At 59.0% G+C, this 12,980-nt stretch carries 15 protein-coding genes; 5 read left to right on the forward strand and 10 right to left on the reverse strand.

The window, feature by feature from the left end; all coding sequences use genetic code 11:
- The first annotated feature begins 13 nt into the window (after positions 1-13).
- Both ACT3UA_RS01775 and ACT3UA_RS01780 read left to right on the forward strand, forming a co-directional pair.
- On the forward strand, positions 14-1,186 hold the full coding sequence (locus tag ACT3UA_RS01775; protein ID WP_444615358.1) for a Gfo/Idh/MocA family protein: 1,173 nt from the start codon (positions 14-16) through the stop codon (positions 1,184-1,186).
- Entirely contained in the window at positions 1,183-2,196 is a 1,014-nt protein-coding gene (locus tag ACT3UA_RS01780) for a sugar phosphate isomerase/epimerase family protein (protein ID WP_444615359.1), read from the forward strand. The genes ACT3UA_RS01775 and ACT3UA_RS01780 overlap by 4 nt, the downstream gene beginning before the upstream one ends.
- Positions 2,197-2,471: 275 nt before the next feature.
- Here ACT3UA_RS01780 and ACT3UA_RS01785 read toward each other — a convergent pair whose 3' ends face one another.
- The 6 genes from ACT3UA_RS01785 to uraD all read right to left on the reverse strand — a co-directional run bounded on the left by ACT3UA_RS01785 (position 2,472) and on the right by uraD (position 8,443).
- The gene (locus tag ACT3UA_RS01785) at positions 2,472-3,629 is read right to left on the reverse strand and encodes an MFS transporter (protein WP_444615360.1); all 1,158 of its coding nucleotides are present in this window, start codon (positions 3,627-3,629) and stop codon (positions 2,472-2,474) included.
- 128 nt (positions 3,630-3,757) lie between these two features.
- A complete protein-coding gene (locus ACT3UA_RS01790) occupies positions 3,758-4,717 on the reverse strand; it encodes an ROK family protein (protein WP_444615361.1) in 960 nt (319 codons plus the stop codon).
- A gap of 305 nt (positions 4,718-5,022) precedes the next feature.
- A complete protein-coding gene (locus ACT3UA_RS01795; protein ID WP_444615362.1) occupies positions 5,023-6,558 on the reverse strand; it encodes a nucleobase:cation symporter-2 family protein in 1,536 nt (511 codons plus the stop codon).
- A 77-nt stretch (positions 6,559-6,635) separates the two neighbouring features.
- Positions 6,636-7,559 carry a factor-independent urate hydroxylase gene (pucL, locus tag ACT3UA_RS01800; RefSeq protein WP_444615363.1) on the reverse strand — a complete coding sequence of 308 codons (924 nt, stop codon included), beginning with the start codon at positions 7,557-7,559 and terminating at the stop codon, positions 6,636-6,638.
- 4 nt (positions 7,560-7,563) lie between these two features.
- Positions 7,564-7,920 carry a hydroxyisourate hydrolase gene (uraH, locus tag ACT3UA_RS01805; protein WP_444615364.1) on the reverse strand — a complete coding sequence of 119 codons (357 nt, stop codon included), beginning with the start codon at positions 7,918-7,920 and terminating at the stop codon, positions 7,564-7,566.
- A 28-nt stretch (positions 7,921-7,948) separates the two neighbouring features.
- Complete coding sequence (uraD, locus tag ACT3UA_RS01810; protein ID WP_444615365.1) at positions 7,949-8,443, reverse strand: 2-oxo-4-hydroxy-4-carboxy-5-ureidoimidazoline decarboxylase; 495 nt, start codon at positions 8,441-8,443, stop codon at positions 7,949-7,951.
- A 318-nt stretch (positions 8,444-8,761) separates the two neighbouring features.
- On the opposite strand from uraD, the gene ACT3UA_RS01815 reads away from it, so the two are divergent.
- On the forward strand, positions 8,762-8,947 hold the full coding sequence (locus ACT3UA_RS01815) for a hypothetical protein (RefSeq protein WP_096282807.1): 186 nt from the start codon (positions 8,762-8,764) through the stop codon (positions 8,945-8,947).
- A 224-nt stretch (positions 8,948-9,171) separates the two neighbouring features.
- On the opposite strand, the gene ACT3UA_RS01820 is transcribed toward ACT3UA_RS01815, so the two are convergent.
- Complete coding sequence (locus ACT3UA_RS01820) at positions 9,172-10,173, reverse strand: AEC family transporter (protein WP_105554014.1); 1,002 nt, start codon at positions 10,171-10,173, stop codon at positions 9,172-9,174.
- Between the two features lie 168 nt (positions 10,174-10,341).
- On the opposite strand from ACT3UA_RS01820, the gene ACT3UA_RS01825 reads away from it, so the two are divergent.
- A complete protein-coding gene (locus ACT3UA_RS01825; RefSeq protein WP_105554015.1) occupies positions 10,342-11,097 on the forward strand; it encodes an SDR family oxidoreductase in 756 nt (251 codons plus the stop codon).
- Positions 11,098-11,175: 78 nt separating this feature from the next.
- Positions 11,176-11,574, forward strand: coding sequence for a hypothetical protein (locus tag ACT3UA_RS01830; protein WP_105554016.1), 399 nt, complete (start codon positions 11,176-11,178; stop codon positions 11,572-11,574).
- On the opposite strand, the gene ACT3UA_RS01835 is transcribed toward ACT3UA_RS01830, so the two are convergent.
- The 3 genes from ACT3UA_RS01835 to ACT3UA_RS01845 all read right to left on the reverse strand — a co-directional run bounded on the left by ACT3UA_RS01835 (position 11,571) and on the right by ACT3UA_RS01845 (position 12,869).
- Positions 11,571-12,020: an SRPBCC family protein gene (locus tag ACT3UA_RS01835; RefSeq protein ID WP_105554017.1), complete on the reverse strand. Its 450-nt coding sequence runs from the start codon at positions 12,018-12,020 to the stop codon at positions 11,571-11,573. The genes ACT3UA_RS01830 and ACT3UA_RS01835 overlap by 4 nt on opposite strands.
- 42 nt (positions 12,021-12,062) lie before the next feature.
- Positions 12,063-12,317: a hypothetical protein gene (locus ACT3UA_RS01840; protein WP_096282817.1), complete on the reverse strand. Its 255-nt coding sequence runs from the start codon at positions 12,315-12,317 to the stop codon at positions 12,063-12,065.
- Positions 12,318-12,407: 90 nt separating this feature from the next.
- On the reverse strand, positions 12,408-12,869 hold the full coding sequence (locus ACT3UA_RS01845) for a MarR family winged helix-turn-helix transcriptional regulator (RefSeq protein WP_105554018.1): 462 nt from the start codon (positions 12,867-12,869) through the stop codon (positions 12,408-12,410).
- Positions 12,870-12,980: the final 111 nt, after the last annotated feature.

Here is a 12,980-nt window from a genome sequence, read left to right on the forward strand (position 1 = left end):
CCCAGGAGAACCCGTGACAAAAAGCATCGGAATCGCCGTCATCGGCGCAGGCATGGCCGGCTTGTCCCACATCGCCGGCTACCGCACCGCGCCCACCCTGTACAACTCCGACCTGCCCCCGCTGCGCTACATCGCGGTGGCCGATGTGAACACCGATCTGGCAGCCAAAGTTGCCAAGCGCTACGGCTACGAAAAGGCACTGGGCTCCTGGCAAGAGGTGGCCAACGATCCGGACATCGACGTCGTTTCGGTGGTTATTGCCAACCGCTTCCACCGCGAAGCCGTTGAGGGCCTGCTGGCCGCTGGCAAGCACGTACTGTGTGAAAAGCCGTTGGCCGACACCCTAGAAGAAGCCGAGGCCATGGCCACCGCGGCCCGCAACGCCAACTCCATTGCCCGCGTCGGCTTCACCTTCCGCCGCACCCCGGGTATCGCCACGATCCGCAACCTCATCACCGATGGCACTCTGGGGAAGGTATTGCATTTTTCTGGTCGCTATTGGACCGACTACGGCCACAATCCACAGGCTCCAATGAGCTGGCGCTTCAAGGGTGCTGCCGGCTCTGGCGCACTGGCCGACGTGGGAAGCCACCTGTCCTACGTCGCCGAGTTCCTGGCCGGCGGCATTCTTTCGGTCAGCGGCGGTCAGCTGAGCACCAGCATCACCGAACGCTTCCTGCCGGCCGGCGCCGTGACCGGACACGATCTGGTGGAACTAAGTGATAAATCGGAACCGGTGGAGAACGACGACTATGCGGCGTTCAACATCCAGTTCGCCGAAGCCTCGGGCAGCTTGGAAGTCTCCCGCGTGGCCGCCGGCCACCCAAACACGCTGAACTTCGAGGTCTTTTGCGAAAAGGGCGCGGCACGCTTCAGCCAGCTGCGTCCGTCGGAAATCGAAATCATGCTCACCGAAGGGCCTTCGGCAACCAACGGCTATCGCACGGTGAACCTCGGCTCGGAACACGCGTACCTAGGCGGAGGGCTCCCCATGGACGCACCGGGAGTCGGCTTTGGCCAGAATGACGCCTTCGGCTATCAGGCCCGCGCCTTCCTCGACGAGGTCTGCGGTCTGGACACCGCACTTCCCATCAACGCAACGTTCGACGAGGGCGTGCACAATATGCAAATCCTACAGGCGGTCGTTCAGTCCGCCAGCAACAACGGAAAGAAGGTCGCCCTGTGAAACTCGGTGTATACAACGCAATCCTCCACGACCGCCCCCTGCCCGAAGCGCTCAACATCATCAAAGATCTGGGACTGACCGGCATCGAGCTGAACACTGGCGGGTTCTTGCCAGCAGTCCATGTGCCCAATTTCGACCAGATCCTGGAAAGCGATAGCGCCCGGGATGACTTTCTGGAGATTTTTGACCACGCCGGCGTGCAGATTGCAGGACTGAACTGCAACGGCAACCCCTTGCACCCCAACCCGGTTATTGGTGGCCAGCACGCCGACGATATCCGCCGCAGCATAAGGCTCGCACAGCGACTGGGACAGCATCGCGTTGTGACCATGTCCGGCCTGCCCGGCGGTGAACCGGGTGCTACCCGAGTCAACTGGGTGGTGAACGCCTGGAACTCGGCAGCACTGGAGCAATTGGATCACCAGTACGGCGTCGCCGCCAAGTTCTGGAAGGAGATGGATTTCCTGGCCCAGGACAATAACGTCAAGGTCGCCCTGGAATTGCACCCGCAGAACCTGGCTTTTAATCCGGCTAGCTTCCGCGAACTCATCGAACGCGCTGGCACCAGCAACATCGGCGTCGAGCTCGATGCCTCGCACCTGTTCTGGCAGCAGATGGATCCCGTGGCCGTGGTTCGAGATCTTGGCTCATGGGTCTTCCATGCCGCGGCCAAAGACGTGCGCATTAACCCGCATGCGGCAATCCAAGGAGTTCTGGACAACAGCTTCCGTAAAAAGAGCGCGGACGAACCACGCACCAATATGGGCGGGGACGAATGGGTCAATGAATGGCCAGAAAACTCAGCCTGGGACTTCGTGGCCCTAGGTAAGGGACATGACACCGCCTTCTGGACCGAGTTCCTACGCGCCCTGCACGAGGTGGACCCTGAGATGCTGGTGAACATCGAGCATGAAGATACCGAGCTGGGGGCCGTTGAAGGCCTAGAAGTCGCCGCCAAGGTACTGCTTGAGGCCGATACCGCGCTGACCTCGTCGCTGATGGCAAACTAGTACCGCACAGGGGAGCGCACCTCCTTAGAGCCTCGCCCTCGCCAATGAAATGCGCCACGAGCCCGGCGTTCACTAAATGTGGACGTCGGGCTCGTGGCTTGAGTAAGTCAATTACGGCGGGCCAAAAATTAGCCGGTACGTGCAACGTATTGGCAGGAAGATATCCCACTGTCCGTGCCATGCGATGTCGAAACCGAGGATTGCTACCGGCGCAGCCACGACGGTCTTGGCCTGATGCTCGTGAGTCAACGCGTTAGAACAGGAAAGAACAGCGCTCAGGCACTAGTTGATATCCCTCGGGCTGGATGCCCCGCCCAGCGCCGATGCAGCAAAGCACACCCCGCCGCGCACAGCGCAATCACCACACCAAAGCAGGTCACCGCCATCGGTTCGCCGGCGAGTTGGCCTACCCAACCTAGCCCCAAGGCACCCAGAGCGGTCAGCGCGTAGCCCAGCACCCAAAAAGCCGAGCTAACACTACCTCGATGGCGCAATTCAATACGACGCAACACGACCCCCAGGCCCACCGGGAACAACGCGCCATGGCTCAGTCCGGCCAGGATCAACCCGGCAAGATATACGGCCAGGGCCGGGCCACCGGCCAATTGCGGGGCTAAAGCAATCAGCAACGCACCGACCCCCAACCCGAAATAACCTAAGAGCGCTCTCTCGCTGACTAGCTTCCCGCCAAGTTTCTGACCCACTGTTGTCGCGGCAAAGATCAACGAGCCAATCAGCCCCAGCAGACGCAGATCGGTGATGCCAAAAGCGCGGACTACCAGAATGGAGGTCATTGCGGTGCAGCCACCCATCACCGCGAAGCCCAGAGTCATGAGACCACCCACGCAGAAGTCGCGCCGGGCAAGGCGAGGCACCCGGGGAAGGCTGAGCGTCAACAGGTATCCACGGTGCAGCACGCTGTCCGGGATCATTGCCAAAAGCACAAGGCACAGGCCCGAAAGTACCGAGTGAACGCCGAAGGTCATCATGGGAGCATTCGGAAAGAAAAAGGTGAGGAAAGCTGCCATGGTTGGACCGCTGCCCAGCCCCACCATATTCGCCACGCTTGAAATGCTGGCGCCGCGGGTGGAACTGGAGACTAGATCCGTCAGATAAGCGGTGGCCGTTCCAGTGACTAATCCGGCGCACACTCCAGAAAGAGCCCGAGCCATAAACAGCATGGGCACCTCGGTCGCCACCGCATAGAGCATTCCGCTAGCCGCCGAGGCAAGTAAGCCGAGGATCATTACGGGTTTGCGACCAATGGCATCGGATAGTGAACCGAAAATACACAACACGGCTAGGACCACGATGGCGTATATCGCGAAGAGCTGCGTGGACGCGGCAGTGCTCAGACCATACTCGTCCTGAAGCATCGGGTACAGCGCAGTGGGCATGGTGGTGCCGCACATGGCCACCGCGTATGTCGCCAAAACGACAGCCAACGGCCAACGAGGGGTCAGGGCTGGCCTATCCCGCAGAACCATGCCAAGTCCTCAATCTCGTGATGGATAACAACACGAGCCTAAGTAAGTCCTAATGTCCTGTCAATGCAACTGTGTTATTTTCTATTTTCTCGCGCCAGATCGGCGGCACCGATAAGTCCAGCTGCCGGCCCTAGCTCCGCCTGGCATATCCGAGCGAATGGACGATATCCTCGTCCGGACAGCGTTCGGCGGTACGCTTCTTCTGCGGTCTTAATTAACTGTTTAGAAGCTGTTCCAAGTCCGCCACCTATCACCACTATGCCGGGGTCTAGCACCGAGGCGAGGTTTGAAATCCCCAATCCAAGCCATTCGCCCATGTCAGATATCAAGTCACGGCAGGCTGGGTCCCCGGCTGCCGCCAGCTCGGTGACCACGATGCCGCTGACCGCGTCTGGATCGTTGCTTACAGCGGCTCGAAGCCGGAAGGCAACCGGTGACTTGGTCCGGACCAGTTCGGCGCCGTCCCTTCCGAGTGCATTTCCCGATGCGTATTGTTCCCAGCACCCGCGATTACCGCAGGCGCATCGATGCCCACCGGGAACAATGACCTGGTGGCCAAACTCCCCTGCGATTCCCGACTTTCCACGATGAATCTGCCCGCCAAGAATGACAGCACCGCCTATGCCGGTACCGAGAGTGAGGCACACCATGTCGTTTTCTCCACGGCCCGCGCCAAAACGGTGCTCAGCCCAGCCAGCGGCATCGGCGTCGTTAACTAGGGTGATGTCATGCCCAACAAGGCTCATCAGCCGTTCACGAACTGGTTCATTCCGCCAAGATAAGTGGGGGCTGAAGAGGACCGTCTTACCCTTTTTGTCCATCCACCCAGCCGCGCCAATCCCCACGGGCAGATCTTCGTGCCCTTCGGAGATTTCCTTGATCAGTTCCGCGAGAACGTGTTCCGTGGCCGCGACATCGTGCTGCGGAGTCTCCCGATGGATCTGTCCCGAGATGCTTCCCCGCTCGTCCACTAGCGCCGCGAGTATTTTGGTGCCACCGATATCAACGCCGATGGAAAGATTAGCTGAATGCACAGTTTCCAATACTAAGAGCATTAGGCGCTCAAAACACAGGGCGAATCTCTTTAGGACCATCGCCGTTGACATTAGTCGTCCGATAGCCAAGCCGAATTTCCTGCTCACCTCAACTTGGTGGCTTAAATAGTCAGCTGATTTCTAGTGCATTCCACTCCTGGCTGCAGCTCGTAATTGCTCCTAGCTCTTTCAAGTGAAATCCGCGAAGTAGCGGCTAGAACACCAGGCTCTAGCAGCTACTCCGCATCGCTAATTACCCGTTATCCCGTGATTCATCGTCATCTTCAACGACTCTGGTCTCAATGTCAGCGCTCGGCGGTTTTGGCAACTCTGGGTACAGGCATCTCGATGGCTCCCGTCTGGATCTGCTCGAATTCTTCCGGTGTGACCACCGGGATCTCGTAGCCCTCTTTGTCGATGAGCTTTCCGCCTTCATAGTGGTCGCCCTCTATCAGCCCGCAGATTTCTTCGCGCTTCACCATGCGCGGCGGGGCGGCGGAGAACACCGAAGAGTTCTTCGAATTCCCGAATTTCAGTTCGTTGAATAGCAGGTTCAACAGCACCGCCATGATCGCGGCCGAAGAGATCCCCGAGTGGAAGATCGTTTCGAACCAGCTTGGGAAGCTCGCATAGAAGTCAGGTTTGACGATCGGGACGCAGCCAAAGGAGATCGATGCTGCCACGATGACTAGGTTCATCCCGTCATATTTGATCTTGGACAGGGTTCGAATTCCGGAGGCGGCCACGGTGCCGAAGAGCACGATTCCGGCACCGCCGAGCACCGGGGTGGGAATCGCGGCGACCACACGCCCCAGGATCGGCAGCAGGCCGAGCACCACCAGAATGCCGCCGCCGGCCGCGACCACGAAGCGGCTGGTGATCCCGGTGATGGCCACCAAACCGACATTCTGCGCGAAGGCCGACTGCGTGAAGGTGTTGAACAACGGAGCCACGGCCGAGGAGGCCATATCGGCACGCAGCCCGTCGGCAATGCGCTTTGAATCCACCCGGGATCCGGCGATCTCACCGACTGCCAGAATATCGGCGGTGGTTTCGGTCAGGATAACCAGGACCACGATGGTCATGGAAATGATTCCGCCCAGCTCAAAGACCGGCATGCCAAAGGCCAGCGGCTGCGGGAAGGCGAAGACCGAGCCGGTACCGACCGCGGAGAAATCTGCCATCCCGAGCAGGGCCGCGGCCACGGTGCCGAAGACGATAGCCAAAAGGATCGACATCCGCGAAATTGCGGCGTTGCCGACCTTGGAAAGCAGCAGCACGGCGAGCAGCGTACCGGCGGCGAGCCCGATGTTCGGCAAGGAACCGTAATCGGGAGCCTCGGCGCTTCCTCCCATGGCCCAGTTCGCCGCGACCGGAGTCAGCGAGATGCCGATCATCGTAATGACCACCCCGGTGACCACCGGCGGGAAGTACCTAATCACCCGCGCGAAGAACGGCGCGATGAGGAACCCGATGAGCGCGGCAACGAGAACCGCGCCGAAGACCGCCTGGATGCCTCCTCCCCCGTTGACGATGGCAACCATCGTGGCGACCGAGGCAAAGGAGGTTCCCTGGACCAGCGGCAGCTGAGCTCCGAAGAAGGGAATTCCTACAGTCTGCAAGATAGTTGCCAGCCCGCCAATGAACAGGCAGCTGGCCACGAGCAATCCGACTTCTTCGCTGCTCAGCCCCGCCGCACCGCCGATGATCAAGGGCGGGGCGATGATTCCCCCGTACATGGTCAGGACATGCTGAAGCCCGTAGGCCAGTGACTTGCCAAAAGGTAATCTAGCGTCCTCTGGCCGTCGTGCTTTGATAGATTCATCAGGTGTAGCGCTCAAGGCTGACCTCCTACGTCAGTCGCTGCCAAAAAGGGTGTGCCGGTGTGTCCGCACCGGCACACCCTTCTCACATCGGGTTAGATAAATGCAGGGATATTGGCCCACACCGGATGGTTGGCCTCGGTTCCCTCGCGGGAGAGGGTTGCTTCGATCAGCCCATAAGGGCGATCTGCGGCAAAGAACACTTCATTCGGGTTGTCCTGGCCGAAGGCTTCCAGATCCACCAGGAAGTGGTGCTTGTTCGGCAAGGACATCTTGATCTCTGCAATTTCCGGATGCGCCTCGAGAACCGCTTGGCCCATGTTGTACATGCTCTGCTGCAGCGCGTACGAGTGGGTCTGCGCGAACTGGGTGAGCATCAGCGAACGCACCGAGCGGTACACGGCGTCGTAGTCGATGCCGGCGGCTACGGCCTCCGGATCATAGCGCCAGCGGGCGGTCACATCGGTGGCCAGGATGCGGTCGGTGGTTTCCTTCAAGGTTGTGTACTTGTCAACCGGGAATCCATGGAATTCGCTGCCAGTAGACTTCAGCACGGTGAGGCCTTCCAGCCCCGCGACGATGCTCTTCTCTCCGTCGGCCCCGATTTCCAGGACCGCCGTGCGAATTTCGGACTTGTTCTGCGAGAAGGCGTGGTCGTGGTCGTTGATGCGGTCCCAGAAAAACTGCTGCGCCGCCCAGCGTCCACCGGTGATCCACTCGAATTCGCCGGTGAAATGGGTGCCCAGCTGAACCAGGAAGTCTTCGATGGCGCCCACGCCATTTCGGGCCAGGCCGTAGACGGTGTTCTTCTGGGTGTCAGTGGGTACGACTCGGGCGTTGTCTCCGTCGATGTGGGCGGCGGTGAAGTCGCCGTGCAGCTGGCTGGTGACGTTCAGATCCTGAATCTGGTGGCGATCGGTGTCGCGGGTGATTTTTACCAGGCGAACCTCGGCCTTGCCATACTGGTTGGATCCCAGCACGATCTTGGTTCCTGCTGGGGCGTTGATTTCGGTAGTCATGGTTCTAACTTCCTCGGTACGTGGAATATGCAAACGGGCTGATAAGAAGAGGTACGTGGTAATGCTGGTCGACGTCTTTGACGTAAAAGTCGATGCTTACCGCGGGGAAGAAGCTTTCCGTTCCCTGCTTCCCGAAGTAGTCGCCGGTTCCGAAGGAAATCCGGTAGCGTCCTGCTTCAACCTGAGCCGGTCCCAGAGCCGTGATGCGGCCGTCCGCATCGGTGAGTCCGGATCCGATTTCTTGCCAGCCGGATGCCCTGTTGGCTTCCAGCGTGGCCTTGACACCGGAGGCAGGCCTCCCGGTCCCGGTGTCGAGAATGTGGGTGGTGATGTGACTGCGAACTGCGGTCGATTCATCCATGGAGTACTCCTTAGCTCAAGGGTTGGCTTTATCCGCGGACCGCGCTGGACATGCGGAGCAGCGCAATCGCACGCAACTGCTCGGCTACTTCGCGCAATTCGGTATCCTCGTCATTGCCCAGGCGGCGTTCGCATTCGGCGAGGATTTCGCTGCTGCTCCGGCCCGCGGCACGGATCAGGAAAACCCGATTGAAGCGGGATTCATAGCTGCGGTTGGCTTCGGCCAGACGGGAGGCGACATCGTCATCGAGCTGCAGGCTTGCTTGCTCGCCCCGGGAGAGTGAGGCTTCGGCGGAGTCCCCTTGGGCTCGTTCGCCGATGCGGGGGTGATGCGCCAGGGCCGCAGCGATTTCGATCTCGCCAAAGGGTGCGGCAATGCGTTGGGCTGCAGCCGTTAGCGCTGCACGGTCTGCATAGGGGCGTGCAGCCACAAGTCCATTGATCCAACGTTGCACATCGAGGCATGGCCGCAAGACGGCGGCAGCGTCTGCCTCGGGTAAGTTGTTAAAAACATGCAGGTCCATCGGGTGATCAGCTCTTTTCTTACACCACGATCCGATGGCTGAACACCCTTACCACCGATGGTTCTATCGGCTTCGACTCGATGTTTTTGGATCGTGGAATCTTCGTTCCACTACTGTAAGCCAACTCACACTACCTCCGTCAAGTGGTTTTCGAGGGAAATTTTTTGAAGTGTGATTTATTGTCGGAAATTTCGGTCGCAGGGAAGTTTTTAGGCCGAAACCCTTGCCAGGAGCCGCGCTCACCCGACATACTGTTTTCGTAGGACAAAAATAAACTTCCGCATTACGGAATCAACTTATCGCAAAAGGAGGGTCGCCATGACCGCCAACCAGTCGGCAAGCATCAACTACTCACCTAAGGAAGCGCGGGTCCTCTCGGCGACCGCGGCGCTCCAGACGGGCATGTTCCAGCCAATCGAGAATCTGGACCCTGACATGTCCCCGCGGGCACGCATCAACACTTCGGCACCGAGCTTCCTGGACCGCCTGCTGCGCAGAAACTAGTTCGCCGACCCCTAGGGGTGCAAAACTTCATAAAGGCCATGTTCCGGAGGCGCCGAGCATGGCCTTTATGTTCTTAAATGGCCCACGTCAAACGGACGTGGGGCTCAAGGGAGGCATCGAAAGATCATTGCGCTGCGTGCTTGGCGTGCTTGGCACCGGGATCGTTCCACGAACCCGCTTCGGCGCGAGCTTCAACCATGAAGAGAAGTGCTGCCCGCGAGGATCTACTTGAGCACCAGCTGCGCCAATACCGGAAGCGCGATTACCGACAGGGCGCAGGTAATCACGATGGCCAGCGCCGTCGGCTCACCGTCACCGGTGTCATTGTGAGCCATGATGTAGGCCGTGGCGGAGGTCGGCATAGCTGCCATAAGCACCGCGGTGTTGAACCACATCGATTCGAGATCCGGCGCGAAAATCCAGAGCATCGAAACGGTCAGCAGAGGCAATGCCGCCAGCTTGCCAACCACCATGACCAGCATGGTTCGCTTGGCTCCACGCACCTTGGTATGCGCCGTCCCCGCCCGCCGGTCCAGGGTGCGCTGAACGGTGCGCCGCAAGGATAGACCGATTACGAACAAGGCTCCGGGGGCTGCCGCGGCGGCAATGAGGTCTACGGTGTCATCAAGCGGTTTTGGAATGGGGATCCCCCACATCACCACTGCTCCGCCAAACACCATGGCCCAGGTAACCGGGCTATAAAGCAGTGCATTGCGAACCGTCAACGCGATCCGGCGACCGCTGGGCTTATGCCTGTTTCCCGGGCCTGCCGGCATCATCAGCTGGGCCAAGATGGGAAAACCCACCATAAAAATAACGTTGTGGACCAGCTGCCCCATGCCTGCGGCGAGACCGGCTTGGCTGCCGAGCACCCCGAGAACTACCGGAATTCCCAGATAGGAGACGTTGCCAAAGCTGGTGCTGAGCATGCCAGCCAGGCTCCGCCCGCGCTCTACGCGCAACACATAGCGGAAAAGGACCCAACAGATGAGGGCGAATGCCAACGTCGAGACGATGCTGACCCACAGGAAATCGAACGGAACTCCCCGACTAACATCGGCCCGGGCAACCACCTTGTACAGCAATGCAGGCAGTGCCACGTAAAAGACAAAAACGTTCAGAGCCGGTTCCACGCTGGGCGGGAATTTCGGTGAATAACTGACCGCGTAGCCAATGAGCATCACGAAGAACAGCGGCAGGACACCGAACAGCACGTCGAGGAACACAAGACTCCTTCAAAGTTCATTTTTGAGTCTTTCCAAGCCTAGTTGTCCTTCCCGCGGCAACCTGCATCGGCTTCGCTGGACCTGCCGAACTTCAGGCATGCTCCGGCGGATTCACATACGCGGCTGCCATGGCACCTGCGACTAGGCTAGATGCCAAAAGGAGTTAATATGCCATCTGCAAACATGCCGACGTCCAGCATCCTGATCACCGGAGCCGGCTCCGGCATAGGTCGGGCCACCGCACGGCTGCTACTAGCCCAGGGCTGGAATGTGGTCTTGGCCGGACGCACCGAACAGACACTGCAGGAAGCAGCACAAGGCCACGGCAACGCTCTAGTGGTCCAAGCCGATGTCTCCTCCGCCGAAGAGGTTCGATGCCTATTTGCGAAGGCGACCGAGCATTTTGGTCGTCTCGATACGCTATTCAACAATGCCGGAACGTTCGGTCCCGCGGTCTCCATCGATGAGCTAAGCGCGGAGGACTGGGAGAAAGTCTGCCAGGTGAACCTGACCGGAGCGATGAATTGTGCCCGCGAAGCTTTTAAGCATATGAAGCTGCATGGCGGCGGAAGAATTATCAACAATGGATCAATTTCCGCTCAAGTGCCCCGACCACGGTCGGTGGCCTATGCAGTTACCAAGCACGCCATCACGGGGCTGACTAAGTCCATTGAACTCGATGGCCGCCCGTTTGGCATCTGCGCTTCACAGATCGACATCGGCAACACTGCTAGCGACATCATGGACGAACTCGGCACCTCGCAAGGAGCCTTGCAAGCCGACGGCTCGCGCAAGGTTGAGCCAACATTCGACCTGCAACAGGCAGCGCAAGCCGTAGCCTTCCTGGCTAACAGCCCACTCACCGTCTCGGTCAATCAGCTCACCATTACCGCTGCAGGGATGCCCTATATTGGCCGCGGTTAGTTCGCTTTGCGCGCGGAGTTCAGCTGGTGGCTATAGTGGGACGAACCGTTTAGAGTCCAAATTCAGGCAAGTGAGAAGATGAGCGCCGAACCGTCAGCAATGCAAGTGAGCTATCCGGAGAATTGCGGTAATGCCCCACGGCATCTGGTGATTCAGGAAGTGATCGTGGCGCTGCACGGGCGAGATCTGGATCATCTCAGGCTGTGGCTCACCGAGGACATTGAATGGGAAATAGTTGGCTTTGAAACGCTGCACGGGATCGAGGCGCTCTGTAGCTGGGTAATGATTTCAGGAGATACGAAATCACTCGAATTCAAAAGCGTGCTCACTCACGGTCGCGAAGGAAGCACCGATGGAAATATCACCAACGGTCAGGATATCTCCGCGGCTTTTAGCCATGTGCTGCGCTTTACCGGAGCAGCGAAAACCGCACGGATCAAGTCCGCGCGCAGCTATCTGGTGTCGAAGCCAATTTAGAAGTACTCGGCCAAGAACGATTCAAGCTTTGCAAACGCGGAATTCCAGGCCTTTTGGCTGCTCTCGATGACTTCATGTGGCAATGGGCCCTGCGTCAAGGTCACATAGGTCTGGCCGGCAAATTCCTTGAAGTCCAGCTTGGTGTGAATGACCAGATCCAGCGTCATCTCATGCGGACCATCGGCGCTGGCCAGGCATACCTGTTCGTCAAAGATCGTGACCACTGCCTTGAGCGGCACCTGAGCTTCCGGGTTATCGCTTTGTGCCATGGTCAGCTCATGGCGTCCCCCGACCTTCGGCTCGAGAATTACCGAGCCCTCCTGCACCGTCCAGCCATGCGGTCCCCACCACTGCGTAATAATCTCCGGTTCGACGAATGCGGCCCAGACCGCAGCACGAGGAGCGGCGAATTGCCGGGACAAGACAAGTTCATTCATTTCCTGCATACTCGGATTTTACCGTGCTCTCGGCGGGGAATCTAAAGCCGGCTATTTGGGGCGACGGGATTCCATGCGGCTAGCGGTATATACGGTTAGCTCATCGGCCTGAGTTCCGGCGGCCTCGTGGGCGCGCAGCACCATCATGGCGCGGTCCCATTTAATGCGTTCGCGTGGGCTGGTCATGATCGAGCGTTCGGCCGGGCCGAAAATACTCAACCCCAAATACTTCAGGCGCCATCGGGCACGATATCCAAGACTCAAGCCGGTGGTGTCGCTGATGATGGGCAGTGGTGACTCGTCCATGGGGAAACCTCAATTTGTCAGGGCGCCGGAGCCAATTGCGTCCGTGACTTAAGCCTACTCCAATAGTTGGTGCACCAACTATATCCTTAATCACTCGGCGGGCGCCGCGATTCCCGCGTCCACCACATCGCCCAGAATCTTGCACAATTCAACGACTTTTTGCTCGCTTAAGTTCAGCCGACTCAGCATCTCATGGGGAATATCCAACGCCTGCTCACGCAGCATTTCACCCTTCTGGGTAGTCTCAATCAAGATCGCGCGTTCATCGCGCGGATTCTTTCTGCGCTCGAGCAATCCGGCTTTTTCAAGGCGCTTGACCAGCGGGGAGAGCGTCCCGGGATCCAGATGCAGCTTTTCGCTGAGCTCCCGCGCACCGATTGGAGCAGATTCCCACAGGGCCAGCATCACCAGGTATTGCGGGTGGGTCAGCCCCAATGGGTCGAGCACCGGCTTATAAGCTGAAATCACCGATCGTGAGGCGACGGCCAGTCCAAAACACAACTGCCGCTCAAGCTTGAGCAGATCATCACGACGAAGATTGGAGCTGTCCACGATGTTTTGTTCTCCTTGGGGTTCATGCCGGTACCGACACTAAGATCGTACGCCAGCATCCTGAGACGGGGCTTGGCGGCAGAGCGCCACAGGCGTTAGCCTCAACATCTC

Origin of the sequence: Glutamicibacter sp. 363 (assembly GCF_052379505.1) — a bacterium.
Classification (GTDB): domain Bacteria; phylum Actinomycetota; class Actinomycetes; order Actinomycetales; family Micrococcaceae; genus Glutamicibacter.

Coding starts and splice junctions, on each gene's coding strand:
- pucL (WP_444615363.1), bottom strand. CDS start 7,559: ATGACTACCGAAATCAACGCCCCAGCAGGAACCAAGATCGTGCTGGGA.
- uraH (WP_444615364.1), bottom strand. CDS start 7,920: ATGGATGAATCGACCGCAGTTCGCAGTCACATCACCACCCACATTCTC.
- uraD (WP_444615365.1), bottom strand. CDS start 8,443: ATGGACCTGCATGTTTTTAACAACTTACCCGAGGCAGACGCTGCCGCC.
- ACT3UA_RS01815 (WP_096282807.1), top strand. CDS start 8,762: ATGACCGCCAACCAGTCGGCAAGCATCAACTACTCACCTAAGGAAGCG.
- ACT3UA_RS01825 (WP_105554015.1), top strand. CDS start 10,342: ATGCCATCTGCAAACATGCCGACGTCCAGCATCCTGATCACCGGAGCC.
- ACT3UA_RS01830 (WP_105554016.1), top strand. CDS start 11,176: ATGAGCGCCGAACCGTCAGCAATGCAAGTGAGCTATCCGGAGAATTGC.
- ACT3UA_RS01835 (WP_105554017.1), bottom strand. CDS start 12,020: ATGCAGGAAATGAATGAACTTGTCTTGTCCCGGCAATTCGCCGCTCCT.
- ACT3UA_RS01840 (WP_096282817.1), bottom strand. CDS start 12,317: ATGGACGAGTCACCACTGCCCATCATCAGCGACACCACCGGCTTGAGT.